At 37.6% G+C, this 25,682-nt stretch carries 22 protein-coding genes and 2 tRNA genes; 18 read left to right on the forward strand and 6 right to left on the reverse strand.

The window, feature by feature from the left end; translation table 11 throughout:
• Nucleotides 1-60: 60 nt before the first annotated feature.
• The 4 genes from SOLCA_RS19605 (at nt 61) to dnaG (ending at nt 4,926) form a co-directional block, all read left to right on the forward strand.
• Nucleotides 61-807: a phytanoyl-CoA dioxygenase family protein gene (locus tag SOLCA_RS19605; RefSeq protein ID WP_014682219.1), complete on the forward strand. Its 747-nt coding sequence runs from the start codon at nt 61-63 to the stop codon at nt 805-807.
• A gap of 56 nt (nt 808-863) precedes the next feature.
• Nucleotides 864-1,805, forward strand: a complete 942-nt coding sequence (locus SOLCA_RS19610; protein ID WP_014682220.1) for a hypothetical protein — start codon at nt 864-866, stop codon at nt 1,803-1,805.
• A 125-nt stretch (nt 1,806-1,930) separates the two neighbouring features.
• Complete coding sequence (locus tag SOLCA_RS19615) at nt 1,931-2,896, forward strand: TolB family protein (RefSeq protein WP_014682221.1); 966 nt, start codon at nt 1,931-1,933, stop codon at nt 2,894-2,896.
• Nucleotides 2,897-2,982: 86 nt separating this feature from the next.
• A complete protein-coding gene (gene dnaG / locus SOLCA_RS19620; protein WP_014682222.1) occupies nt 2,983-4,926 on the forward strand; it encodes a DNA primase in 1,944 nt (647 codons plus the stop codon).
• Nucleotide 4,927: 1 nt separating this feature from the next.
• On the opposite strand, the gene SOLCA_RS19625 is transcribed toward dnaG, so the two are convergent.
• Complete coding sequence (locus SOLCA_RS19625; RefSeq protein ID WP_014682223.1) at nt 4,928-5,575, reverse strand: 4'-phosphopantetheinyl transferase family protein; 648 nt, start codon at nt 5,573-5,575, stop codon at nt 4,928-4,930.
• A gap of 203 nt (nt 5,576-5,778) precedes the next feature.
• Here SOLCA_RS19625 and dcd point away from each other — a divergent pair, with 203 nt between their 5' ends.
• On the forward strand, nt 5,779-6,315 hold the full coding sequence (gene dcd, locus SOLCA_RS19630; protein ID WP_014682224.1) for a dCTP deaminase: 537 nt from the start codon (nt 5,779-5,781) through the stop codon (nt 6,313-6,315).
• 231 nt (nt 6,316-6,546) lie between these two features.
• The gene (locus SOLCA_RS19635) at nt 6,547-9,273 is read left to right on the forward strand and encodes a TonB-dependent receptor plug domain-containing protein (RefSeq protein ID WP_014682225.1); all 2,727 of its coding nucleotides are present in this window, start codon (nt 6,547-6,549) and stop codon (nt 9,271-9,273) included.
• A gap of 209 nt (nt 9,274-9,482) precedes the next feature.
• Here SOLCA_RS19635 and SOLCA_RS19640 read toward each other — a convergent pair whose 3' ends face one another.
• Entirely contained in the window at nt 9,483-11,597 is a 2,115-nt protein-coding gene (locus tag SOLCA_RS19640; RefSeq protein WP_014682226.1) for a prolyl oligopeptidase family serine peptidase, read from the reverse strand.
• A gap of 182 nt (nt 11,598-11,779) precedes the next feature.
• Here SOLCA_RS19640 and SOLCA_RS19645 point away from each other — a divergent pair, with 182 nt between their 5' ends.
• The 6 genes from SOLCA_RS19645 (at nt 11,780) to SOLCA_RS19670 (ending at nt 15,035) form a co-directional block, all read left to right on the forward strand.
• Nucleotides 11,780-12,553 (forward strand): UDP-2,3-diacylglucosamine diphosphatase, encoded by a 774-nt coding sequence (locus SOLCA_RS19645; RefSeq protein ID WP_014682227.1) that lies wholly within the window; start codon nt 11,780-11,782, stop codon nt 12,551-12,553.
• Between the two features lie 103 nt (nt 12,554-12,656).
• The gene (gene prfA, locus SOLCA_RS19650) at nt 12,657-13,730 is read left to right on the forward strand and encodes a peptide chain release factor 1 (protein ID WP_014682228.1); all 1,074 of its coding nucleotides are present in this window, start codon (nt 12,657-12,659) and stop codon (nt 13,728-13,730) included.
• Nucleotides 13,731-14,005: 275 nt separating this feature from the next.
• Nucleotides 14,006-14,260 (forward strand): hypothetical protein, encoded by a 255-nt coding sequence (locus SOLCA_RS19655; protein ID WP_014682229.1) that lies wholly within the window; start codon nt 14,006-14,008, stop codon nt 14,258-14,260.
• 253 nt (nt 14,261-14,513) lie between these two features.
• Nucleotides 14,514-14,587, forward strand: a tRNA-Asp gene (locus tag SOLCA_RS19660).
• Nucleotides 14,588-14,655: 68 nt separating this feature from the next.
• Nucleotides 14,656-14,729: transfer RNA gene (locus SOLCA_RS19665), tRNA-Asp, on the forward strand.
• 30 nt (nt 14,730-14,759) lie between these two features.
• Nucleotides 14,760-15,035 (forward strand): GIY-YIG nuclease family protein, encoded by a 276-nt coding sequence (locus SOLCA_RS19670; RefSeq protein WP_014682230.1) that lies wholly within the window; start codon nt 14,760-14,762, stop codon nt 15,033-15,035.
• A 46-nt stretch (nt 15,036-15,081) separates the two neighbouring features.
• Here the strand turns inward: SOLCA_RS19670 and SOLCA_RS19675 are convergent, their stop codons facing one another.
• Nucleotides 15,082-15,894, reverse strand: coding sequence for a sensor histidine kinase (locus tag SOLCA_RS19675; RefSeq protein WP_042480232.1), 813 nt, complete (start codon nt 15,892-15,894; stop codon nt 15,082-15,084).
• Between the two features lie 251 nt (nt 15,895-16,145).
• On the opposite strand from SOLCA_RS19675, the gene SOLCA_RS19680 reads away from it, so the two are divergent.
• Nucleotides 16,146-16,814: a hypothetical protein gene (locus SOLCA_RS19680; protein ID WP_014682232.1), complete on the forward strand. Its 669-nt coding sequence runs from the start codon at nt 16,146-16,148 to the stop codon at nt 16,812-16,814.
• Nucleotides 16,815-16,844: 30 nt separating this feature from the next.
• Entirely contained in the window at nt 16,845-17,402 is a 558-nt protein-coding gene (locus SOLCA_RS19685; protein ID WP_042480234.1) for a superoxide dismutase family protein, read from the forward strand.
• A gap of 418 nt (nt 17,403-17,820) precedes the next feature.
• Here the strand turns inward: SOLCA_RS19685 and SOLCA_RS22560 are convergent, their stop codons facing one another.
• From SOLCA_RS22560 to SOLCA_RS19700, 3 genes are all read right to left on the reverse strand, one after another.
• Entirely contained in the window at nt 17,821-19,101 is a 1,281-nt protein-coding gene (locus SOLCA_RS22560) for a hypothetical protein (RefSeq protein WP_014682234.1), read from the reverse strand.
• A 393-nt stretch (nt 19,102-19,494) separates the two neighbouring features.
• The gene (locus SOLCA_RS19695; RefSeq protein ID WP_014682235.1) at nt 19,495-20,085 is read right to left on the reverse strand and encodes a hypothetical protein; all 591 of its coding nucleotides are present in this window, start codon (nt 20,083-20,085) and stop codon (nt 19,495-19,497) included.
• A gap of 154 nt (nt 20,086-20,239) precedes the next feature.
• Nucleotides 20,240-21,103, reverse strand: coding sequence for a hypothetical protein (locus tag SOLCA_RS19700; protein ID WP_014682237.1), 864 nt, complete (start codon nt 21,101-21,103; stop codon nt 20,240-20,242).
• A 184-nt stretch (nt 21,104-21,287) separates the two neighbouring features.
• On the opposite strand from SOLCA_RS19700, the gene SOLCA_RS19705 reads away from it, so the two are divergent.
• The 4 genes from SOLCA_RS19705 (at nt 21,288) to SOLCA_RS19725 (ending at nt 25,671) form a co-directional block, all read left to right on the forward strand.
• A complete protein-coding gene (locus tag SOLCA_RS19705) occupies nt 21,288-22,214 on the forward strand; it encodes a hypothetical protein (RefSeq protein ID WP_014682238.1) in 927 nt (308 codons plus the stop codon).
• A 145-nt stretch (nt 22,215-22,359) separates the two neighbouring features.
• Nucleotides 22,360-24,324, forward strand: coding sequence for a tetratricopeptide repeat-containing sensor histidine kinase (locus tag SOLCA_RS19710; RefSeq protein WP_014682239.1), 1,965 nt, complete (start codon nt 22,360-22,362; stop codon nt 24,322-24,324).
• Between the two features lie 11 nt (nt 24,325-24,335).
• Nucleotides 24,336-24,740: a nucleotidyl cyclase domain-containing protein gene (locus SOLCA_RS19715; protein ID WP_014682240.1), complete on the forward strand. Its 405-nt coding sequence runs from the start codon at nt 24,336-24,338 to the stop codon at nt 24,738-24,740.
• A gap of 592 nt (nt 24,741-25,332) precedes the next feature.
• Nucleotides 25,333-25,671 carry a hypothetical protein gene (locus SOLCA_RS19725; protein ID WP_042480241.1) on the forward strand — a complete coding sequence of 113 codons (339 nt, stop codon included), beginning with the start codon at nt 25,333-25,335 and terminating at the stop codon, nt 25,669-25,671.
• The last annotated feature ends 11 nt before the right edge of the window (nt 25,672-25,682 follow it).

Below are 25,682 nucleotides of genomic sequence, written 5' to 3' on the forward strand. Positions count from 1 at the left end.
TTTGCTCCATGTTGTTATTTAAATAACAACAGATATTTTTGAACTAATAATAAAATCGATATGAACTTAGCGCGGTCTAAAAGAGAAATTGCTGAAAATGGCTTTACCATTATTAATGATGTATTTACGCCAGAGGAAGTTAGTGTTATTCTTCACCTAATTACCTGGGCAGATACCGCTAAAGATACGTTCAGAAAATCGGATGATCTTTTTGCCATCAGGCAGTTTCTAAAAGAAGTGCCCGATGTAGCGGGTACAATCTTATCGGAGAAACTTAGGATGCTGATTAAAGAATTATTTGGTCCGGAGTATTTCCCTGTAAAATCTATTTATTTCGATAAACCGAAGCAATCTAATTGGTTTGTAGCTTATCATCAGGACTTAACCATATCTGTTGAGCATAAAGTGGAAGTTGAAGGTTTTGGCCCCTGGACGGTTAAGCAAAATCAGTTTGCTGTTCAGCCTCCATTGTCAATTTTGGAAAATATTTTTACCTTTCGAATACATCTGGACGACACCGATGAAGGAAACGGTGCATTAAAAGTTGTTCCTGGTTCACACGCAAAAGGTATTTACCGCCCTGAAACAATAGATTGGACGGTAGAGAAAGAAGTATTTTGTAATGTGCAAAAAGGTGGTATAATGATTATGCGGCCGTTATTATTGCATGCTTCAAACAGAACAACTACTGATCACCAACGCAGGGTAGTGCATATTGAATTTAGCGATAAAAAATTGCCAGTGCCCCTAAAATGGGCTGAGTTATTGACTAATGATTGTGATAATGAAGTTGCAATCAGCCGTTAACCACTAATTAACCTTAACTTCGCCTTCGCTTTTTAAAGACACATTTACAATTTTTCATGAAGAGATTAGCGTTTGTAATTATATTATTAAGTATTGGAAGCTCTTTGTTGGCCCAGGAACGAAAGCCTAAAAGATCGACTAAAGAATTGAATCCAGATACACTGTTAAATTTTCAACTAGACTCTGCAATTACTGTTACAGGAAAATATGGATTAAATGTTGATGATTTCATTAATGAGATATTAAATGACAGCGTTTTTTACCAAGGGTTTAAAAAAACAAAGAATTACAGTTTTTATGCTGAAAATGATGTTATAACCTTCGATAAGAAATCCCGCAGAAATGCTCATATCTATAAAAAGATTTATCACGATCAAAGCGGACCGAAATATAAACAGGTTGTATTAAGCAAAGTGGATAGTGGCGAGGTATTTAAGAGAAACGGCAAGTATGAGCTTTATACAGTACAGATGTTCAGCTATATTTTTGAAAACATGAAAAGTACGGAGTTCGGTGGTGAGGTTGGAAAAGGGGAGAAAGGTGAAGAAGGTTACAAAGACAAACTGAAAACGTTGATATTTAGTCCGGGAAAACCGGTAAAGGGTGTGCCGTTGGTAAGTGGAAAAACAGCCATTTTTGAACCCGACATGCGTGAATATTATGACTATAAGTTCTTTAGTGGAACCTACATGGGAAATATTCCGGTTTACAGATTTAAATGCATCGTAAAGCCTCAGTATAAAAATACCAGTAAAGTAATGATCAATGAACTGACAACCATTTTCGATAAGCGTAATTTTCAGATACTGGGTCGCTACATTGATATGAGTTATGACAATTTTGCCTTCAGTTTTGATGTTAAAATGAACATTGAGATGAATTATTTTGGTGATGATCTGCTGCCGGTCAATATAAGTTATAACGGAAACTGGGATGTTCCTTTCAAAAAGAAAGAAATAGCTGCCTTTAATGTTAAACATTACGGTTATAAGAAATAAGGTAAAAGTTAAATCAGTTTCAATCCTAAAACCCTCATTTTACCGTTAAAATCCATATTCTCGGAAAGGTATTTTGTTGATACAAGGTAAATCAGTATTTTAAGTTTTGAGTACTGATTAAACGCATGAAACAGTTTGTCTTCTTAGTTTTATTTCTATTGCTGTTGCCTTTTTGTGCTAAACTGAGTTTTGCTCAGGGAGAGGTTGATACTCGCACTAAGCTGAATTTCTTGTTTACATCTTCCCGGAGTGGAAAACAGGAAATTTGGAAGAAAGAGAATGGCGTTTATACGCAGCTTACGAAAGAAAAAAAACAAGAAAGTTGGAGAGCCAGAATATCCCCTGACGGCAAAAAGGTGCTGTTTTATAGATCTCCATCCGGAAGTTTTAGTAATACAACAGAAAAGGCCTCCTTGTGGGTAATGAATATTGATGGCTCAGAGCAAACCCTTTTGATAAAACAAGGCGATAATGGTTGGGTTGAACAATCGGGTGCAAACTGGTCGCCTGATGGCCAAAAAATCATTATGGCTGTTGCTGTCGAAAAGAATGGCCCGTTAACTATAATGGTTACGGATAATCAAGGGAAAAATCCTCAACAATTAATTAAACGTAAGGGCTATTTTGCAGATCCTGCATTTTCACCTGATGGCAATTGGATAGCCTATGTTGCCTGGCCCGAAGATTATATTGGAACCAGCCTTGGTCATTTAGAGATTTTTGTGATGAAGGCTGATGGTTCAGAAGAAACCCGCTTAACGTATGATGAGTTTCGGGATCATGATCCAGCCTGGTCGTTAGACAGCAAAATGTTAGTATTCGAAACAGCTACCCGTCCTGGGAATATTATTGTTGGAAAATGGGGAATCAGGACGATGCCAATAGCCGCAGAAGAACCTAAAAATGTCGTGTTCAACGAAGCTGTTAATTTAATGCCGCAATGGTTGCCGGGAAGAAACGGGTTAATATTCCAACAAGTGACTTACCTTAAGAACCGGGCTCAGTTATTAATTGTTAATACTGACGGAAGTAACCCCATACCTATCACAGATGGGAAGTATGACGATAAAGAAGTAAATCTTCTTCCTTGATTTTACCAGCTTTTTCAAAAAACTTAGCACCTTTGTGCATTGATTGCATGAGCAATTAATGTTTACTACTTACAAAAAATACTGGATTGATAACGAGAGAAACGATAGATAGGATCATGGACGCCGTCGACATTGTTGAGGTGATCGGCGAATTTGTGCATCTTAAAAAACGAGGGGCAAATTACGTTGGCTTAAGCCCTTTTGCCAACGAAAAAACACCATCGTTCACTGTTTCTCCCGTAAAACAGATCTTCAAAGACTTTAGTACCGGAAAAGGTGGAAGTGCGGTTACGTTCCTGATGGAATTGGAGAAATTCAGTTATCCTGAAGCACTAAAATGGCTGGCAGATAAGTACCAGATTGAGGTTGAAGAAATCAAAAAGAAGGAGAATTCTCCGGAAAATGATGAACGAGAAAGTCTTTTTATCGTTAATGAATTTGCCCGTAATTTCTTTGCACAAAATTTATTAGAACGGGAAGAAGGCATCAACATCGGACAAAGCTATTTTAAGGAGCGTGGATTCAGGGAAGAGACTTTGCAAAAGTTTCAATTGGGTTATTGTCTGGATAAATGGGACGACTTTACTCAATCGGCATTAAAAGCAGGTTATAATGAGGAATACCTGGTAACAACGGGCCTAACCATAAAAAAAGAGGACGGAAAAACCTTTGACCGCTATAAAGGTCGTGTGATTTTTCCCATCCATAGCTTAACTGGTCGAGTTATTGGATTTGGTGGGCGCGTTTTAAAAACAGACAGCAAGACTGCCAAATATGTAAACTCACCAGAGTCGCTGATCTACCATAAAAGTCAAACACTTTATGGGATTTATTTTGCTAAGAATAAGATCCGCGATGAAGGCAACTGTTTTCTTGCTGAAGGTTATACAGATGTAATTTCCCTACATCAATCGGGTATTGAAAACACCGTCGCCTCCTCTGGAACATCCTTAACGGTTGAACAGATCCGTTTAATCAATCGTTTTACGAAAAATGTAACCATTCTTTTCGATGGAGATGCGGCAGGGATCAAAGCTTCCTTAAGAGGCATTGATATGATCCTTGAGGAAGGATTGAATGTTAAGATCGTTCTTTTTCCTGATGGTCATGACCCTGACTCCTTTGTGAAATCAGTAGGTGGAACCGCTTTTCGTGAATATGTTAAGGAAAAGCAACAGGACTTTATTCTCTTTAAAACTTCCATCTTACTCCAAGATGCTCAGAAGGATCCGTTGAAACGGGCTGAAGTTATCCGGGATATTATTGAGAGTATTGCTAAAATTCCGGATACCATAAAAGCGTCAGTCTTTGTTTCCGAAACCAGCCGATTATTGCAAATGGATGAGGCCATTTTAATGGCTGAATTAAATAAGCTGAAACTTAAAGGAGCTAAAAACAAAGAGAAGGAAAAGGAGAAAGAGAGTACGCTGCCTCCATATGATCCCTCCTTTGGTTATCCGCCAGAATTGCATGGTTTAATAGATATTGAACCGGAACCTGAAATCGCTGCCGACAATGATGATCCGCAGGAGCAGGAAATAATTCGCATGTTGATTACCTATGGGAACGAGATCTGGGAAGAGGAAACAACCATCGCTCAGTTTTTGATTGAAGCCATAGATGATATTGAATTTGGAAACCGATTGTTTGCCACAGTTTTTGAAGAAGCAAAGTTTAAATCTGGCGAAGGCGAATTAATCGACGATCGCTTTTTTATTCACCATCCCAATAATCAAATACGTGACCTTGCCGCAACGTTGTTAAGCTCGCCGCATGCACTAAGTGAGAATTGGGAGAAAATGCACGAAATCGAGGTTCCTGACGAACGGACGAAATTAAAACAAGCTATTCTGAGTCCTATCTATCATATTAAAATGCGAAAAGTAATGCGCTTGATAAAGGAAAATCAGGAAAAACTTAAGGATGCCAAAACGGACGACGAGATCATTGAAATTCAAACGATGCACGTTCAACTGAAACAAGTGGAAAAATCCATTGCCTCAGAATTAGGAGCAGTGATCATTAAATAGCTCAAACCTTATCTGAACTTACATAGGCCAGCATGTATTCTTCAAACTCCTGGTAATGTATTTCAAAATCAGCATCGCAGTTGTTGAAAAGTATATTGGCTTGAACTACTCCTTGCGAATTAAATTTAAAGGGTTTAAGTCTGATATTTTCTTGCAGACTCACTCCCTTTCGTCCATAGAGTTTGTACACAGCTTCTTTTGCAGCCCAACATGCATATAGATGTTTCACTTTTTGGTTTGGATCAATAAATTCTTGTTCCTCAGCGCTCAAGAACTTCTTCTCCACTTTTAATATCTTGTCTTTTACCAATTCGATATCAATTCCCACTTTTTTGTTCTTGCTGATCATTACAGCGGCATAATCAAATGAATGACTTAATGAAAAGTGATGAGGAAGATTTACCAAAAAAGGTTTGTGGTGTTCATCTAACCCGGTTTTAATGAAATCGGGCGTGTTAATCAGATTACGTAATAATACACGACTGCTTAACCAATGCAATTCTCGTTTTCCTTTGCCCAAACTTTCATAAACGGCCTTTTCCGTTTCATCTAACTTAAGTTTTGAATAAAGCAGCTCGGCCGGTTCTTCAATCTTCCAAACAGCAAATTCGGTGTCGGTATCAAGGATCTTATGGAGTGTTATTGGCATTGTTTGTTAGTATTACGAGTTGCGGGTTACGAGTTATAGGTTAAAAAGATACACTTTAATTAACTCAAATTATTCTTAATCTACTGTTAGATTTGAGATGAATTATTCCCTTTAATAACTGGTATCTTGGTTTAATTGTTCAGTTTTAACGCTCGGTACGAAATAATAAAAAAAAACTATATTAGCCCACAAAACTCTCATAAATGATTCTTTCTGACAAACGCATTCTCGAAGAAATAGAAAAAGGAACGATTGTAATTGAACCGTACGATCGCAAGTACTTAGGAACAAATTCATATGATGTTCATTTAGGTAAATACCTGGCAACTTATAAGAATCGTGAGCTGGATGCCCGTAAACATAACGAAGTTGAGCACTTTGAGATACCTGAAGAGGGATTTGTGTTGCAACCTAATACACTATATCTGGGTGTAACGCTGGAATATACCGAAACACATGCTCATGTACCTTTTTTGGAAGGTAAATCTAGCACCGGCCGTTTAGGTATCGACATTCATGCAACGGCGGGAAAAGGCGACGTGGGTTTCTGTAATACATGGACGCTGGAAATATCATGTGCACAACCGGTTCGTATATATGCCGGAATGCCAATTGGCCAGTTGATTTATTTTGTAGTGGAAGGTGATGTGGAGAATTTTTACAATAAAAAACAAAATGCAAAATATACAGATCGAACCGTTAAACCGGTAGAATCTATGATGTGGAAAAACAGCTTTTAGTGTTAAATCACTAAAAGCCGTTTTATTTTCTTGATAAACTTGTAAAACTTTATTGTACAGAGTTTTATAATGTTTTTTTTACACTACAACATTTCCCTTCCTGCTTTATTTTTCGTAAATTTTAATTAAGAAATAAGTGATTTAACTTATGGTTTCGAATAACCATGGTTTTTTCCTCTATTCCTGATAGCTCTTGTCAATTCATACGTACTTTTTACTAACCCGTTGACTATGAAAAGGACCCTCTTCTCTGTTTTGTCACTAGCTGGTTTAGCGATCTTAGCTATTGCTTTCCATGTACCAAGCGATGGTGATCCGTTGATCAAAAAAATTGCTAAAAATCTTGAGGAGCTTTACCTGAAAACTCCACAGGAGAAAATATACATTCATTTTGATAAGCCCTATTATGCGGCCGGCGATGATATGTTTTTTAAGGCATACCTGGTTAATGCAAATGATAACACCCCCTCCGAACTGAGTAGGATCATTTATGTGGATATTTTGAACGGAGAGGAACACGTAGTGAAGCAATTACTACTAAAGAAGGACCGCGGTGAGTTTAATGGAACGGTGAAGCTTACAGATTCATTGGCTGAAGGTACTTACCGGCTTCGTGCCTACACTAGCTGGATGAGGAACTTTGGTGAAGAATACTTCTTTACAAAAGAGCTCAAAGTAGGAAATGCGCGACTTACCAATGTGTTTACCACAGTTGATTACGAATATGATAAGGCAACGAAGAATGACGAGGTAATGGCGGTGATAAAATTTGTTGACGAGAAGGGAATGCCTATCAAAAGTAAAAATGTGTCTTATGATGTGATAATGGTGGGTAGATCGGGTACAAAAGGAAAAACAGAAACTAGTGATAATGGGGAGATCAGAATTCCGGTTACAAACTCTAATAATGCTAACTATACACATAAGCGGATTGTGACCACGATTAATTACGATGGACTTCCATTTGTAAAAACATTTTACCTGCCTTATTTTTCATCGGATGTAGATCTGCAATTCTTCCCTGAAGGAGGTTATTTGGTTGAAACTATTCCAAATATTGTAGCCTTTAAGGCAATTGATGTTCATGGAAAGGGTGTTGATGTGGAAGGATTTATTACCGACCAGGATAATAATAATGTAACAGACTTTAAGAGCCGGCATTTAGGAATGGGTAAAATTGCCCTTATTCCTGAGCCTGGCAAGAAATATACAGCACACTTTAAAAATCGCGGTGGTGTCGAACAAACCGTTGCCTTACCGGTGGCCAAAGCCGAAGGCATTGTGCTTAATATCCGAAATCAGACTAAAGATCGCTTGCAGGGAATGATTATCGCTTCCAAAGCATTACAAGATGCCAAAAAAGAAGTGGTTGTTGTCGGACAAGCTTATGGAACCATTTATTATACCGGTAATGAAAAACTGGAAGAGAAAGCTTATCAGATCAATATTCCTAAAGACAGGTTCCCGACCGGAATTGCTCAGATTACCGTTTTTACCTTGGACGGAACCCCTTTGGTTGAGCGCTTAGTGTTTATTAATAAAAATGATGAATTAAAGTTTAATATAAATAGCAGTAAACCTGTTTATACCTCAAGAGAAAAAGTAGATCTGAATATTTCAGTAAAAGATGCCGAAGGAAATCCGGTTCAGGGAGATTTTTCAATTGCAGTAACAGATGACCAATCCGTAACAATCGACAAGCATGATAATAACATTTTGTCGCACTTGCTACTTACCTCAGATTTAAAAGGTACTATTGAAAAACCGGCTTATTACTTTGATGCCAATGAGACCAATGCACCACAAGATCTGGATGTCTTAATGCTCACTCAAGGCTGGAGGCGTTTTGAATGGGGAGATATTGTTGCTGGAAAAGCGCCTGAAACCTCATTCCCAATCGATTTAGGAATGGAAGTATCGGGTAAAATCACTTCTTTGTCAGATAAAACACCTATAAAGAATGGCTCTATTGCTTTTTTCAGTGCTAAAAACAAAGAAATATTTCAAACAGCCAATACAGATGCAAAAGGAGTATTTACTATAAATGGTATTGAATTCCCAGATAGTACAAGATTTATTCTTCAGGCTCGTAATGAAAAGGGAGGTAAAGGAGTTGATATTGAAGTTAATGATCCATTTCATCCTGCTCCTTTAAATCATTTAGTGATTCCTGAAAATGTAAATAATCAAATAGCCAATTATATTAAAGCAAACCGTAAGAAATTTGACTATGATAATGTGAAATATGGCGGTTCTAAAGGCGTTTTATTGAGCGAAGTTGTGGTTAGAAGTACTAAAATAGACCCTAATGAGCCATCAGTAATGAAATTGTACTCACATGCCGACGCTGTTATCACGGCAGATGATATTGCAAAATCATCAGCGATTAGTTCCGGTAATCTATTGGATGCAATTAGGGGTAGAGTTGCTGGAGTGCAAGTGATCGGCAATGATATATTAATTCGTGGTCCGAATACATTGTTTGGAAGCACAAGTCCATTAGTAGTACTTGACGGAACGGAAACAGATGTTGGTTGGTTATCGATGTTAAACCCAAATGATGTTCAATCTGTAGAATTTTTGAAGGGACCAAGTGCCGCTATTTATGGATCCCGGGGCGCAAATGGAGTGGTAGCTGTTTACACTAAACGCGGTAAATTTTTGAGCGGAGCGTATTATAAAAAGGGAATGTTAAGTTTTTACCCTGTAGGTTATCACGTAGCCAAGGCATTTTATGTTCCTAAATACGAACAGGAGAATAAACCAAATATTCCTGACTTCCGCACTACAATTTATTGGAACGGATTGGTGAAAACAAATGCAGATGGTCATGCTTCAGTTTCATTTTTCACCGCTGATAATGCGACCAATTATACCACAATTATTGAGGGTGTTTCTACTAAAGGTAAAGTGGGGCACGGAGTTCATTCAATAACGGTGGTTACGAAGAATCCTTAGAAAACATTAAATAGTAACGATCGAGTAAATTTGCGATCGCCATATCTGCAAGAGGTGTGGCGGTCGCTTTTTATATAGCACATGCCTTGGTTACATCAGTTTTTTGAGTTTGAAAGGAGCATTATAAAATAATGCTGAATGGTTAGATTTAAAAAGAAAAATCCCGCCCTGATTTAACCTGAACGGGATTTTTTATAAGTTTTTAAAAATTAATATTTCGGTGTTGTTCCGGTGTTCCAGAACATGAATGACCAAATGTCGGCAGCTTCATCAATTAATTTCGATGTTGGCTTACCGGCACCATGTCCGGCTTTGGTTTCAATACGAATTAAGACAGGATTATCACCTGATTGTTTTTCCTGCAAGGTAGCTGCAAACTTAAATGAGTGAGCAGGAACTACACGGTCATCATGATCTCCGGTGGTAATCATTGTTGCCGGATAATTTACACCCGATTTGATGTTATGCAGCGGAGAATATTTCAATAGATAATCGAACTGATCTTTTTTCTCACTTGAGCCATACTCAACAGCCCAGCCCCATCCAATCGTAAATTTGTGGTAACGCAGCATGTCTAACACCCCAACAGCCGGAAAGGCAACCTTAAATAAGTCGGGACGCTGAATTTCACAAGCTCCTACCAGCAAGCCTCCGTTAGAGCCACCGGCAATAGCAAGCTTCGAAGGAGAGGTGTACTTCTCTTTAACCAGGTATTCTCCAGCCGCGATAAAGTCATCGAATACGTTTTGCTTATTGCTCAGCATGCCTCCTTTATGCCAGTCTTCTCCATATTCACCTCCGCCACGCAAATTGGCAAGAGCGAACACACCACCATTTTCTAATAGAATTAGGCGAGAAACGCTGAAAGATGGTGTAAGACTGATGTTGAAGCCTCCATAAGCATATAAATAAGTAGGGTTATTTCCGTCTAACTTCAATCCTTTCTTATGAACAATGAACATCGGAACCTTAGTTCCGTCTTTGCTTGTATAGAATACCTGCTTAGTTTCATAATCGGAAGTATTAAATTTTACTTCAGTTTTGCGGAACACCTCAGACTTTCCGGAGGTAACATCGTAACGGTAAATAGCTCCCGGATTGGTAAAGCTGGTGAAGGTGTAGAAAAACTCCTTATCTTCTTTTTTACCCGAAGGTAAGCTAGCCGTTCCTATGCTCTCCAATTTAATTTCTCTGGTCAGCTTTCCTCCCATCTCATATTCATACAATCGAGTACTTGCATCTTTCAGGTAAGAGGCAAACAGTTTACCTCCTCCGGTTGAAACGCTATTTAACAAATCTTTTGACTGAGAAATCACTTCTTTCCAGTTTACAGGATCAGGATTGGTTGGGTCCACGGAAACCAGGCGGAAATTAGGTGCATTGTTATTGGTATGCACCAACAATCGATCGCCAACATTATCGATCACATCGTAATCATATTCAAACCCCTTGAATAATAATTTAAAATCGCCACCTTTTTGCAAGTCTTTGTAATAAACCTCACTTCCGTGTGTGCCTTCTGCAGCTACCACAAACAAGAAACGCTCATCTTCAGTAACGCCGGCTCCGAAGTAGCGTAAAGGATGATCCTTATCTTCAAATACTAATTCGTCTGCCGATTGTGCTGTGCCTAATTTATGGAAGTAAACTTTTTGAAATTGGTTTTGGTTGGAAAACTCCTTGCCTGCAACAGGTTCATCATAACGACTGTAATAGAATCCATCACCTTTCCAGGTTGCTCCCGAGAATTTAACCCATTTGATTACATCACCTGTTGGTTGCTGTGTTGCTACATCAATGACTTTAATTTCTACCCAGTCAGAGCCCGAAGCTGAAGTTCCGATGGCGGCATATTTATTATCTTTTGAAAAGGTAATATTGTTTAATGCTACAGTGCCGTCTGTTGAAAGTTTATTAGGATCGAGGAAGACTTTGGGTTCTCCATTTAGTCCTTTTTGAACATAAAGTACAGCCTGATTTTGCAAGCCATCATTTTTATAGAAAAAGTAATTGTCGCCTTTTTTAAAAGGTGCCGAATATTTCGGATAATTCCAGAGCTCTTTCAGGCGTGCTTTGATCTTATCACGATACGGAATTTGTGAAAGGTAATCTTGTGTAACCTTATTTTCTTTAATCACCCAATCTTTTACAGCTGCTGCAGTATCATTTTCCAACCAACGGTAAGGGTCGGAAATGGTAGTTCCATGGTAATTGTCGGTCGTATTGTCCTTTTGGGTATCGGGGTATTTAAGCATTGCTTTTTGTTGCGCACTCGCCGATACAGCGGCAAAAAGTGCTGTCATTAATAAATAATTTTTCTTCATATAGTTTAAGGGTTGACTAAACGGTTCTAAAATATAGATTATTGACACTTTCACCTATTACTGTAAGGGAAAAGTTACGGCAAGCAATAAAGCGACCCCCTCAACCCTTCTCCACAAGGAGAAGTGGGGTATTATCAGCTTTTTATATTTTATATACCTTTGCAAAAAATTAAACAGACATTTTGGAGGAAAATAAGAAGATTTATTTTGCATCAGATTTTCATTTAGGAGTACCCACTTATGAAAAAAGTCGTGAACGTGAAGATCGTATTGTTCGTTGGCTCGATTCAATAAAGCATGATGCTGCAGAGGTGTTCCTTGTTGGCGATATCTTCGATTTCTGGTTTGAATATAAAACGGTTATTCCTCGCGGTTATGTCCGTTTATTGGGTAAACTGGCAGAGCTGAGTGACAAAGGAATTAAGCTTACCTTTTTTAAAGGCAACCATGATATGTGGATGTTTAATTACCTTGAAAAAGAGCTTGGAGCAACAATTATTTCTGATGAGAAGGTCATTGAAATAAACGGCAAACGGCTGTACATTCACCATGGTGATGGCCTGGGGCCTGGTGATAAAACGTATAAATTGCTTAAGAAGTTCTTCAGAAGCAAGGTTTGTCAATGGCTCTTTGCTCGCCTTCACCCTAATCTGGGGATTGGCATTGCCGATAAATGGAGCCGAAGCAGTCGTATAGCTAATGATAAAAAAGAAGTATTTCTGGGCGAAGAGCATGAATGGTTGGTGATCTATTCAAAAGAAATTTTGCAAAAGGAACATTTTGACTATTTTATTTATGGTCACCGTCATTTACCATTAGACATACAGTTGTCTGAAACAAGTCGTTACATTAATTTAGGTGAATGGATTCATTTTAACACTTATGCAGTGTTTGATGGTGAAAACGTGGAACTTAAATATTTTGAAAAAGAAGAAAAAGAACTTGCTGAAGTTTAAGTTTTGAAAAAATAGTAACCAGCTAAACATCAGATACATTTCGGTGTTTAAGTATAAAAGCGTAATTTTGCAGCCCTAAATTAATCCCGAAGGATTTATAGTTATGATTGATAAACTGGATGCCATCAAACAACGTTGGCAAGATGTAGAACAACAATTGTCGAGCCCTGAAGCAATGAGCGATATGAAACGCTTTGCTGCGCTTAACAAAGAATATAAAGAATTAACGAAAGTAGTTGAGAAAGCTGAAGAATATAAAAAAGTTGTCAGCAATATCGATACTAATAAAGAAATGCTGGCCACTGAAAAAGATGAGGAGTTAAGAGAGATGGCCAAAATGGATCTTGATGAACTGCTTCCTAAAAAAGAAGAGTTAGAAGAAGAGATCCGTGTAATGCTAATCCCTAAGGACCCTGAAGATGCTAAAAATGCAATCTTAGAGATTCGTGGTGGAGCAGGTGGTGATGAGGCAAGTTTGTTTGCCGGCGACCTGTATCGTATGTACATGCGTTTCTGTGAAGCAAAAGGCTGGAAAACTGAACTGGTGGATGAAACCCAAGGTACAGCAGGCGGTTATAAGGAGATTGTTATTAATGTTAGTGGTGAAGATGTTTACGGTCAGCTGAAATACGAATCAGGGGTACACCGTGTACAGCGTGTCCCTGCTACCGAAACTCAAGGTCGTGTGCATACTTCGGCAGCATCAGTAGTTGTGTTGCCTGAAGCAGATGAGTTCGACGTACAGATCAATATGAATGACATTCGTAAAGATTTATTCTGTGCATCTGGTCCGGGCGGACAGTCAGTTAACACGACTTACTCAGCGGTTCGTTTAACGCACATTCCGACAGGTGTTGTTGCTCAATGTCAGGATGAGAAATCGCAAATCAAGAACTTTGAGAAAGCGTTAGGTGTACTTCGTTCACGTATCTACGAAATGGAGTTACAGAAACATTTGGAAGAAACAGCAAAGAAACGTAAAACAATGGTTTCTACAGGTGACAGATCTGCTAAGATTCGTACCTACAACTTCCCTCAAAGCCGTTTAACTGAGCACCGCATCGGGTTAACTATTTATAACTTGAATGCTGTTATGGATGGAGACATTCAGGACATTATTGATGCACTGCAGTTAGCTGAAAATGCAGAGCGCATGAAAGAAGGAACAATTGCATAATAATTATGCTGAATGATAAAAAAACGGAGTCGGTAACTTACCGACTCCGTTTTTTTGTTATCCACTAGTTGCAATCTTCTACTTACTTTAAACTTCATTGGGTATTCAGGTATTTATGCGATTACTATTAAATGAAGTGAAATTATTTGCTGTAAACCAGGTTGTTAAATAATAGTGTTTAAACATTCTTTGAAGTTTAATAAAAATCCTATATATTCATTTTAATGATTTTCGCTTACTCTCTCTGAGTTTAGTAAACGGTTGTTTTTTAAATTATGAGTAGAAGATTAAGGAAATTAATTGTAGTATCCGGACTGATTGTTATAACCGGAGCCATTGCCGGCCTGTTTTGGTACAATGAATGGGTTTACAGTCTTCCCACTCCTATCCCTCCTAATTATCAACCCGTAAAAACAGGAGAGTTTGTTTACTTGGATGAATCATTTAAAGTCTATCAACGCAAATTTTTACCCTTAATCCACCGACCCAACAAAGGACCGAAAAGAATAGTGTGCTTAAGAAATTTATGAATAAACCATTAGGTGAAGATAAATTAAAAGAGATTTACAGGCTTTACAATGAAGCCTATTTGACAGCCGAGGAAATATAAAAAGCCAGGGCCCTGATATTAATAATCAGGGCCTTATTTTTGAATGTAGATTTTTTTTAAAATTCTTCTTGCAAAGTAAAAGAAACGCGCTATATTTGCAGTCCCAAAAACAAGGGAATATTTGAAAAGAAAAGCTGAAGCAGAAGGTTGAGGCTACGAAAATAAAGATTCTTGGATCGGTAGTTCAGCTGGTTAGAATGCCGCCCTGTCACGGCGGAGGTCGCGGGTTCGAGTCCCGTCCGGTCCGCAGCTAAAAGAGCAAGACGCTCAAAATGATTGAAACAGAAGGTTTCGATTAAATAAATAAAGATTCTTGGATCGGTAGTTCAGCTGGTTAGAATGCCGCCCTGTCACGGCGGAGGTCGCGGGTTCGAGTCCCGTCCGGTCCGCAAAAAGCTTCACATTAAGTGAGGCTTTTTTTGTTTAGGCCTCATTACATCTACATTTTACGAAGTCAACAAGACGGAACCTATTACAAAGGTTATACAGAAAATTACTTACGCCGGTTAGCCGAACATAATAACGGAAAGTCAGAGTTTACTTCCGGTAAGATCCCTTGGGAGTTAATTTATGTGGAGGAACTTCCTGATATACGTTCTGCGTTAATTCGAGAGAAGAAGCTTAAAAAGTGTAAGAAAGAATACTTTGAATGGTTGGTGTTGCAGTCATCGAATGTTCTGAATGGAAACAGTTAGAATGCAGCCTTGTCACGGTCTCGGTTGAACCGACACGCTATCTCCCCTAAACTCCCCAACATCGAACTCCAAAATTGGCCTTTAATCTGATAATATCTCCTATTGAAAGGTAATCGATATGAATAGTATTACTCTGACTAATATTCCGGCAATAACGATTCAGACTTTCATCTAATCCATAGTGTAATAATAGATCAGGCATTAGATTATGGGCCGTCTTTCGAACTTCCCTAAATACATCATCTAATAATTGTAAGGTATTTTTAAATACTGATGAGTCTTGAAACGTGGGGTCTCCTTGTTGTATGGTGCTAAAATTCATTTTTATAACCGCTAATGTACCGGCGATACCGTCATGAAGGTCTTTAGCAATGCGACTGCGTTCTTTTTCTTCACCTTCAATTAACGCTTGCAGAATCTGATACTCTTTCTCCAGCTTTAAGGTTTGATATCTCCGTTGACTTGCCCGTTTCTTTTGTCGGTAAATAATGTAGGCTATAATGCTTAAGATAATGAGGATAGTAATACCGATTTTGAAAAGGTTAAAAACCAAAATCCTAAAGTTGTTTTGGATTTTCGCCATCAGTTTTTTTTCTGCCAGTTCTATGTCCTTTCGTGCTGAATCAACTTTAACCTCTACTAGATGACTAGAACTCATACTCGTATATGGGGATTCTATTGCATAATATTTTTTTCCTTTTAAGCTCTGTTGGAAAATCGGAAAGTAATGCTTAATGGCTGCGACTGGTTGATTCAGCCTTTGATAATCCAGCGTTTTATCCGGCAGACGAACAAGTGGAGATGAAGAGTAAAAGTTATTGAGTAATAAAAATAACACTAAGGAGAATTTTACCATCATTGAATTATTTGCCTTGTAGCAAAAGTAAAGTAAATAATAGACTGATAACTACGTGGTATAACGGAAGCGCTGTAGGTACTTCTACTGATTTTTTCAATTCAGTAATTGAACAGGTGAAAGGTTGATAAATCCCCAATAGTTTTGCTTGAACAAGGTCAATTAACAATTGAATAGAAATCCTTGGCTTTCTAATAAAGACATTTCTATTAAAAGATCATTTTTTCAGCACTGATTTAAAAATTAAGAAGCACATGACAAGATTATTATTCATAATCAAACAGTTAAAGCAAAAAACAATATTTCAATTATTTACCATATATACCCGGTATTTACTTGGATGTGCCTTTGTTATTGCTGCAATCGGTATGGGCAAGATTTATGGCGCTCATTTTCCTGCATCAGGTGAAAATAATAATTTTCCAGGCAATGCAATAACACAAGTTTTTGCAGTATTCTCCAATTCCAGTGTTTACTGGGAATTTATTGGATGTAGTCAAATAATTGCAGGCGCATTACTGATGACTCAAAAGTTTGCCAGATTGGGGAGTGTTGTTTTTCTGCCCATCATAGCAAACATTTTTATCATTACTGTCGCCTATGGCTTTAGAGGAACTCCTATTATAACCGGGTTAATGTTGTTGGCCAACATTTATTTATTAGTGTGGGAAGCGCCAACATTGCAGTATCTGGTCATCAACCCTACTCCAACAACGTTGCCAATGCATGACTACGTAAAGCCTAAAAACTCAAATCTATGGATTGTCACAGGCTTACTATTACTTATAACTATTGTAATTGGTATGAGGTTAATTAAGATCCATACTTCTATTATCATGCTGATTTGTCTGGGAGAGGGAATCATTGCATTCATTTTTAACCTTTTTATGCAATCAGACAAAAAGTCTATTTCATTTAATTAATATAAAACGCTTTTTAACCACATGCTAAAAATGAAAAAACACATTACACCAATTCTCAGAACAGCCTTTATTGGCTTGTTAACAGTAATGGTAACATTAGGTTGTAAGGAAGAACCGTCTAAACCTGTTAAAAAAGCAGAAGCAATAATTGCAGCTACTAATTCTGAAACTCCGGTAACAGGAACGCTGAGTTTTGTTCAAAACGGTGACGGCCCTGTAAAGCTAGAACTTGAAATTACGGTGCCCAGCCGATCCAATCAGAGTGTTGCAGTACACATTCATGAACACGGCGACTGTGGTGAAGGTGGAAATATGACTCATGGTCATTGGAATCCTACAAGTGCAACACATGGTAAATGGGGTAGCTCTGCTTTTCATGCGGGCGATATCGGCAACATTGCACTTGATGCTGCAGGTAAAGGAAAACTAACGCTGGAAACCAACCTGTGGAGCATTGATGGCGATAATGCTAAAAATATCCTAAACCGGGGCATTATTGTGCATGGTGGCATTGATGATTATGCAACCCAGCCTACCGGAAATTCAGGACCTCGAATTGGGTGCGGAGTAATAATTAAGAAGAATTAAACCATCATTATCTATATTTCTTTTTCGTTGTAGGATTAAAGCTGTCTCAAAATTGAGGCAGCTTTTTTATTTGTAATGCATCCTGAAAAATAGCTCAGTTTTACAATATAACCCATTCAATTCTAAGGTGGGCATTATTACAAAGAAACGTTAACGATTTTAGCGTTCAATGACTAAAAAATACCCTTTAACGTGTGATTTATAATGATGATCAAATACATAAGTGGAGTATAACACATTTAAGTATTAAGAGCACAGTTTTGTTTGTAATGACTGGAAAGCAAGCTTAAGCAGTGTTGAGATTTTTATCGACCTAAAGGTAATTTTAAAGGGAAATAGTCTTTACCCATTCAGATATGCTGCAAAAAACTTCAAGATGCCCAAGCAGAGCATCTTGAAGTTAATGGTTCTTAGGTAATTAGCGTTTTACCCTAAAATGCCCTTCAATTCTATGAATGCCAAGTTGACTTTCTCCATTATTTTCACCGGATTTCTCTATCACAAATGAGCCTATCGCAAAATCATTTTCAGCATTTGGTACTTTATCAACTGAAAGGAAACCAGGGCTGTCAAATTCGTTATCGTTTGGACCATCAAGAAACGTGGCGGTATAAAAATGATTATTGGGCGTAACGTACTCAAATATTGTCATCGGGAATCCTATCCATCTTCTCCAAAGATAATAACCTGGATCATTCGTATTCCAGTCCACATATATAGAGCCCAACGCAGGGTCTTGGCCCTCTATTTGATCCCCAATGGAGTTGTATTCAGTGTGATCTTTGTCAAAGTGAATCCAAGGACCATTATCTATTCGGAATGTAATCCCTTCTTCCAATATGGTTATTCTCGAAAATAACAAAACCTGACTGTTGTTAATAGTTAGGGATACACTTACTGTAACAGGGTTAGGGTTGGGTATCTGTGCGGGAGCGATATATTTAGCTGTATTACCTTGCGGACTTAATTGTCCGCCACCTGAGAGCTTCCAATTCTTTATTGATTTTGTATTTATTGGTACATTTTCGCCAATAGGCGTTCTGCCGCCAGCAGGTAATAAGGAAGGTAGCCATTCGTCTTTTGTATAACGTACGGCCTTAAGCTCTACACTTTCCTTCGTACCAATAGTTACTCTTATTGGCGTTATTTCCAACGTTTCGAAAAAACTCCAATCGCTGAAATGTGTTGTTGTTACGGATATTTTCTTTGCGGCAGCATTCATTTCAACACCAGATAGTGCCTGCCAGACACCCTTTTCGTCTTGATAAGCAATTCCCAGTGCTTCAGGAATAGTTCCTAACAAATCTTCTTCGGTGTAGTTCACAGTAATTTTTACCGGTTTGGCAAACTGTTGTCCATGCGGTGTTAGACGATATCCTATGCCTTTTCCGGCAGGGTTAGTGTTAGAAATTGGCTGAACAATGATCGTAGTTTCATTGGTAAGAGCGCCGGCCGGAATGTCTAGTTGGATACGGTTATCAGCTGATACTACCGTTCCTCCTTGTGGTCCAATTGTGGCGGATACCGCGGGACCCTCAGGTTCGCCAGCAGGCTTTACTGCTCCGATAATATCTGTTGTTTCAGGTAAAGTATGCACTTCGGACTCTGTGTGTTTGCAGGACGCAAGAGTAATGGCTAAAGCCATTACTGCTATCCAATGCCATTGAAAATGTTTTCTTGTTGTGGTATTTCTCTTCATTTATGTAGGGGTTTAAATAGGGAATGCACGTATTGGTACCTGAGATCAAAGCAGTAAAATGCTCTATACAGGCTGCAAAGACGTACTTCTTTTCATGAAATGTTTTTACAAAAAAAATCATGAATTAAGAGCCATTTGTCAGTACTAAAACAGATTTATGCAATTACGTACTACTACGCAGATGCAATAAATTGTTCGGACAATTAATAGTTATGGGTTAAGTAACAGACAGGGTAGAGCGATGAAGTGTGTTGATGTGTTAAACTTCTGCGTTATCATAATACCAATATTCTTTAATACCATTCAGTTTTATTGTGTATTAAAATAAAAAAGAGGTAGTGAGGCCGAAACAGTCTCACTACCTCATCAAGATCCATTAATGTTAAAAGAAAACTATTGCGCAAAGCTGTATACAAACACAGGGTCTTCCTTGTTGACATCTTTACTGTCATAAATATAAAAATAGGGTTCCCCTGATATTTGTTTAATTTCCCATAAGTAGTCTTCCGGTTTTAATTCTTCTGCCGTTGCTTGTCGCTTGGTAGTACCATCGTTTGAACAGCCTTTTTTAACTGTTCGAAAATTACCTTCTACCGGATGGAACGTAAATTTGTCTGTACCTTCAAATACCACTGTACCCTTCTTTAATGTATAAATTTCAGTTACACAGTTGGAAGCATTGCGGGTTCCAAGATATTGAATAAACTCTAGTCGGCCTTTTCCATCAACTTCTGTAAAACTATATTGTCTGGCAGCCTCCCAGTCGTTGCCTACTTGGTGACCATCACGGTCATAATAAGAAATTGGACTTAAACCACCCCAAAACCATAGCCCGTTCTTTAATGAAGCCGGAATAGGTGTTGATGGTTTATTCTTATACAAATCTTCGGTGTTTGCAGTGGGCCCATCATCTTTTTTGCAGGATACAATTCCAATAGTTAGGGCAATAAATAATGCTGTGAATAAATGTTTTATAATTTTCATCTGAATTTATGTTTAAAATGATTTAACAGTATATCATCGATTTAGGACAGGATTACTTCACCAATCTCTTTGAACTTTGAATACTCCATTGATGCTGCTTACCTTCTTTTGTTCTCCACCAATTGTTTGTTCAAAATATCCGACCTGGTCTTCATTACTTAGAACAGTTGACATATGAATAGTCATATCTTATCTGGCTATTTGCTCTTTTTTCAACAATTGACTGAGGGTAATTACGTTCAGTATAAGTGATATTGGTCGTAAAGCTTACACTTTCGTCAACAACGAAAACTGGTTCTTCTTCGCCAAGAGAACGAGGGGCATAATGGGTGTAATTTGTTAGATTGTGTAGTGATGGAGGTAACAGTAAATCTAATTGCGTTTGATGATTCTGACTCCAAGTAAAAGCAGGCCAATGATTAGGAGAAGGTTTGTTGTCATAAACATATTCGCTAATTCCCGTTTTTAACTTATAGGTTGGATCAGTTGCGCTTACATCGAAAATTTCAGAACGAATGATTTCCGTATTGTTTCCTGTTTTATAGGTGTATTCTATTACTTGAGTTATTTTTTCATTATGATAATAGGACAGTTTTGTGATGTTTCCCTTATTATCATAAGTATATTTATAGCTGCCCATGATAGCAGGTGTATAATTGGCATAATGAATGTCAACGCTTGTTATCCATCCATTTGCATCGTATGTAAAATTGTACTGAGTTAAAAGTTTATTATCCTTGTCGTAAAAGGTAACAGTCGTTGCCTTCGCCTTGTCATAAGTAATACGACGATATCCATCTGCAACTCCCCTTGTCTTTGTATCTATTCTGGTAATTAAAAACCCCTCATATGTAAATGTGAGTTCTTTATAGGGTACAGTAACACCGGTTTCATATTGATTCAACTGTGCTATTCGACAGTTAGGTTCATTAAGAATATTTGGTGTCGGCTCGTCTTTACATGAGATCATGGTTGCCATTAATAACCAAACTATTTGGTAGCGTAATATTTGTTTCATTGAAGTAATGTTATAGCTTAAAAATCACTGCAAATGACGTAAGGATTAGCAACTGAAAATTCCGTGGTATAACTGAATTGTCTAATTAAGTAGTAGTACTTAAAACGGAATGGTGATTATGTTTTTGTTTTGTATCGAGTATATTCTCAAATAAATACATTTTCCACTATTCAAATTGTTTAAAATGAAAACTAGATTTTCAATAACCTCAATAGCGTTTTTACTCTTCGGCTTTTCGTTTTTTCTATGTTGCAGTCCGGTTTATTCTCAAGGGTCTCGTTTTGAGGAAGGGATTTTAGCTACTCGGGTTAGTTTTCCCGGTACCCCCTTAGGCGATTATTTTTCTAAACTAGCGCTGAATGAATCTGGGGCTGGCCAAAGCAAGGAAACTCAGAAAGATCTAAAGCTTCAAGAAGGTAATTATCAATCATTGTTAGAAGGACTTACAGAAGAAGAAAAAGCCACTGCCGGAACAATGATGCTTTCGGCAATGATGACACCTTATTACGCCAAAATTTACTACAGTAAGGAGAAAGTATTGGCTAAAGCAGTTGCTCTTAACTATCGCTTAGAGAGCTTTATGAATATGGCTGAGAAAAAAGGAATGATGACAGCCTTTTCAAAGGATGAAACAAATAGTTTTGGTATCACTTTTTCAGCTGAAGAGATCAAAAAGGTATGGCAAAAAGAAGAGGTAAAGCCAGAAAACTATGCTATACAACAGTCGCCTAATCGCGAACCCGTAATTGGTTATCAGTGTATAAAAACAATATATACCTACAAAAAAGGGAAACAAGCATCGAGTTACCCATCTGCTAATTTACCCTATAAAATTATTGTTTGGAGCAGCCCTCAGTTTGATGCCTCCCTCAACTTCTTACATCCTTTGTATCTTGATATACCACATGGCATCCTGAAAATTGAAATTCAATATGATGTAAAGGCAAAATTCAGGATGGTCTATGAAGTGACCAATGCAATAGCTAAAAAACTTGCTGAATCGGACTATCAGATGAAGCCTGTAGAAAACATTGTGGATTGGGGTGAAAATCCCATGGCCGCTTCAACAGGAATGTTATCCATATTATTCTCTGGGAGCGAAGAGGAGTAATTATAAGCATCAAGCCTGCTGAGTGTCACTATCAACAGTTTACTATACATCTCAACTGAAAGTTTTCCCTACTTGCTGACGGGCGGCAGGAGGAAAGTTTTCATTTTCTATATTTGCTTGGTATAACTTTGTAGTTAATCCACTTATGAGATTTGTATTCCCGTTTTTTACTGCTCTGCTCTTACTGATAGGATTAAATTCGTTTGGTCAGGATCTTGTTTATCAAAACTTAATGGCTGGTAAAGATGATTCAGCCAAGATCATCAGGTTAGCAAACTATGCTCAAAAGTTTAAGGACGCCGATAAAGTAAAGGCCGTTGAATTATACGGTACATTACTAAAACTTAGTAAAAAACTCGGATATCCTTACTGGGAAGGAATGAGTTGGTTTAATTTCGGCTATATTCATGCCAGAGAAGCGAAGGATAGCTTGGCAATAGTAGATTTTCAAAAGGCGTTGACTCACTTGAAGAAAACGGACAGACAAGATCAAATAGCTAGTTGTTACATTAATATGGCCGCTCTATCTGGTCGGATGGGTAAGATTGACCAGCAACTGCAATTCAGCCAAATTGCTACTCAAATTTTAGAGCCGACTAAGTATAAAAATCTGCTAATGTATGTGTACAATAGTTTAGGCGCCACATTTTATAACCTGGATGAGTACGATAAGGGGCTATATTATTTTCGAAAAGCGATTAATCTGGGCAGGCAAATAAATAATACTTCCGAAATAGTGAATTCATTTTTGGGAGTTACTAATTGCCTTTCCTCTAAAAAACGTTTTCAAGAAGCATTAAATAATGCAAATGAAGCTTTAAAAATAGCATCAACCACTAAGGATGACTTTGATCTTTGTGTTGCTCATACAGCCTTTACGCAATTGTATCTTCAATGGAAAAAACCTAATCCTCTTATTAAACATGCAAATGAAATCATTAAGCATTCCGTTGCATTTGGTGATGTACAATATCAATTGATAGGTCTAATGGCATTAGCTGATGGATATGGATTGGCTAATGAACATCAAAAAAGAATATACTATTTAGACAAAGCTTTAGCCATTGGAAAGGAAAGCAAAACCGTTCTACAACTAGATGACATCTATAAAGGTTTATCCGAAGCTCATAATGGATTGCAAAATTATAGTAAAGCGCTTGGTTATTATAAACTGTTTGTAGCACATCGGGATAGTGCCAACAATTTAAAGACAAAAAAGAGTGCAGCAGAATTAGATCTTAAATACCAAACAGTACAAAAAGAAAAAGAATTATCTAATCAACGTTTACACATAGCGCAAAATGAAGTATTAATTCAAAAAAACAGACAGTATGCTTTTTATGGTCTTGCTACTGCTATTATTTTATTATTACTTTTCATTTTGGGTTATCTTTTTTACAGAAACAAAAGGAAAGAATACATCAGAGATACAGAAGCACTGAAAAAGGATAAGGAAATTCAGCTTTTGCAAGCAGTTATGCAAGGAGAAGAACAAGAACGCAGCCGGGTAGCCAAAGATTTGCACGATGGAGTTGCAGGAATGTTAACTGCTTCCAGATTGCATTTCAATAGCCTTACTCCGCAGTATGATGTGCTCATTAAAAGCCCGGCATTTCGACAAGGGGTTCAACTATTGGACGAAGCTGCTGCCGAGATCAGAAAAACTTCACACAATTTAATGTCCGAAATATTGGTTCACTATGGACTTGATTATGCTATTCGGAAGTATTGTAATAATATCAATAATAGTAATGCAATAGAGTTTGTGTACAACTCTTGGGGAGAAATTGGAAGATTCAATGATAGCTTTGAATTATCGGTTTATCGGATTGTGCAAGAATTACTAAACAATATCTTGAAACATTCGAATGCATCTCAGACTTTGGTTCAGATGAATCAACAAGACACCAATCTTTTCATTACTATCGAGGATAATGGTATAGGAATACAAGAAGGAAGTAAGACGTTAGACGGTACGGGTTTAAAAAACCTGACCTCCAGAGTTGAAGTGTTAAACGGTAAGATAGAAATTGAAAGCAGCCCAGGTAACGGAGTCAGTGCTTACCTTGAATTTGATGTAACATTGCTACAAAAGTTCAACTATATATAAGTACTTTGTTGGTGAGAACAAAAAACAGTTCGAACAACGGCTTTTACAGGATTTATCCGGGAGGCGACGAGTTTGCTTTTGTTATTGAAGGCGATCAGGCTGATTCAGTTGGGTTTGCTAATCGCTTGGTGGATCAATTTTTCTCTTTGTCTGAAAAAGGCTCAGAACTTTTAGGTCATCATAACAAGCTTTCTTTTTATTGTGCCATCATTGAAATGGACCCGAGAGATAGCTATAACGATGTATTGAAAAAGGTCGAAGATTGTTACCAAATCGCTAAAGAAGAAAAATCTGGTTTCAATATTTGTTGGCCCCCTATCCATAAAGAGTCAACGCTTTCAAAAGATCCACTCAAAAAAGGCATCTATAAAAGATCACGAGAACTCTTTGAAGTGTTAACGCTATCTGATGCTTAACAGTAAAAGACGTTAAAGAATACTCCCTGAACATCTACAAATAATCCTTTACGTGGGTTTGTCTGCGCTCTCTAATGTAGCGTTTGGACAAATTATTAAAGAAGAAAACGGGAAGGTAAATAATCAAACATTTTCATATTCCTATATTGAACCAGCACAAGAAGTTAAAGGTGTTCTTTCTTTTGCCTGGTTGGGGTGAGAGCCCTCAAAGTATTTTTGGAAAGACCAAGCTTCCTTTTGTTGGAAAAGGGTTTTATACCATAGTGCCTCAACTAAATCAAATGTTGTTTGCAGACGATTTTAGAATTTCTCCAATAAATGAAATAATTAAAGTCCAATCAAAACGGTACAATTAAATTGAACTTAGTTTTATTATTGGAGGACTTTCTGCTGGAGGTGCAATCGCAATCAATTATGCAGAACATGTCTTAGCCAGGGATGAAAGCACAACGTTAAAAGCTGTTTTTGCGATCGACCCTCCTCTGGATTTAAGTCGCATGTATACTTCTGCAGAAAAAAAATCAGGTACAATTGCAAAAGTAAGTTAATAAAGAAAGAAGGAGATTATATCAAAAAACACCTTCTTCATGCAATGAAGGGTTCTCCCCAAGAAAGACCTGAACAATATTTAAAATATTCGGCATATTCAGCTACTACACAAGACGGAGGTAAAGCAAAATTTCTTAGAAATATAGCAGTTCGGTTATACAGTGAACCTGATTTGGATTTTGTTAGAAATACATATTGTGCCGAATTGCAGTATGAAGACATTAATGCAGTTGATTTAGAAAAATTAAGTAAGTTTCTAACAAGTATTGGCAACAATAAAGTCGAGTACATCACCACAAAAGGCAAAGGCTTTCATAGTTGGAATATTATTGACCCTGCTGATTGTACTAATTGGATTTTAAAAATTAATGAGGAGAAATAAAGTTGCATTAA

The organism is Solitalea canadensis DSM 3403 (assembly GCF_000242635.2).
Classification (GTDB): Bacteria; Bacteroidota; Bacteroidia; order Sphingobacteriales; family Sphingobacteriaceae; genus Solitalea; species Solitalea canadensis.

Excerpts from the sequence above, each read along its gene's own strand:
- SOLCA_RS19695 (WP_014682235.1), bottom strand. The coding sequence starts at position 20,085 with ATGAAAATTATAAAACATTTATTCACAGCATTATTTATTGCCCTAACT.
- SOLCA_RS19675 (WP_042480232.1), bottom strand. The coding sequence starts at position 15,894 with ATGATGGTAAAATTCTCCTTAGTGTTATTTTTATTACTCAATAACTTT.
- dcd (WP_014682224.1), top strand. The coding sequence starts at position 5,779 with ATGATTCTTTCTGACAAACGCATTCTCGAAGAAATAGAAAAAGGAACG.
- SOLCA_RS19705 (WP_014682238.1), top strand. The coding sequence starts at position 21,288 with ATGAAAACTAGATTTTCAATAACCTCAATAGCGTTTTTACTCTTCGGC.
- SOLCA_RS19725 (WP_042480241.1), top strand. The coding sequence starts at position 25,333 with ATGAAGGGTTCTCCCCAAGAAAGACCTGAACAATATTTAAAATATTCG.
- SOLCA_RS19655 (WP_014682229.1), top strand. The coding sequence starts at position 14,006 with ATGAGTAGAAGATTAAGGAAATTAATTGTAGTATCCGGACTGATTGTT.
- SOLCA_RS19625 (WP_014682223.1), bottom strand. The coding sequence starts at position 5,575 with ATGCCAATAACACTCCATAAGATCCTTGATACCGACACCGAATTTGCT.
- SOLCA_RS22560 (WP_014682234.1), bottom strand. The coding sequence starts at position 19,101 with ATGAAGAGAAATACCACAACAAGAAAACATTTTCAATGGCATTGGATA.
- SOLCA_RS19685 (WP_042480234.1), top strand. The coding sequence starts at position 16,845 with ATGAAAAAACACATTACACCAATTCTCAGAACAGCCTTTATTGGCTTG.
- SOLCA_RS19700 (WP_014682237.1), bottom strand. The coding sequence starts at position 21,103 with ATGAAACAAATATTACGCTACCAAATAGTTTGGTTATTAATGGCAACC.
- SOLCA_RS19710 (WP_014682239.1), top strand. The coding sequence starts at position 22,360 with ATGAGATTTGTATTCCCGTTTTTTACTGCTCTGCTCTTACTGATAGGA.
- prfA (WP_014682228.1), top strand. The coding sequence starts at position 12,657 with ATGATTGATAAACTGGATGCCATCAAACAACGTTGGCAAGATGTAGAA.
- SOLCA_RS19635 (WP_014682225.1), top strand. The coding sequence starts at position 6,547 with ATGAAAAGGACCCTCTTCTCTGTTTTGTCACTAGCTGGTTTAGCGATC.
- SOLCA_RS19610 (WP_014682220.1), top strand. The coding sequence starts at position 864 with ATGAAGAGATTAGCGTTTGTAATTATATTATTAAGTATTGGAAGCTCT.
- SOLCA_RS19615 (WP_014682221.1), top strand. The coding sequence starts at position 1,931 with ATGAAACAGTTTGTCTTCTTAGTTTTATTTCTATTGCTGTTGCCTTTT.
- SOLCA_RS19640 (WP_014682226.1), bottom strand. The coding sequence starts at position 11,597 with ATGAAGAAAAATTATTTATTAATGACAGCACTTTTTGCCGCTGTATCG.
- SOLCA_RS19605 (WP_014682219.1), top strand. The coding sequence starts at position 61 with ATGAACTTAGCGCGGTCTAAAAGAGAAATTGCTGAAAATGGCTTTACC.
- SOLCA_RS19680 (WP_014682232.1), top strand. The coding sequence starts at position 16,146 with ATGACAAGATTATTATTCATAATCAAACAGTTAAAGCAAAAAACAATA.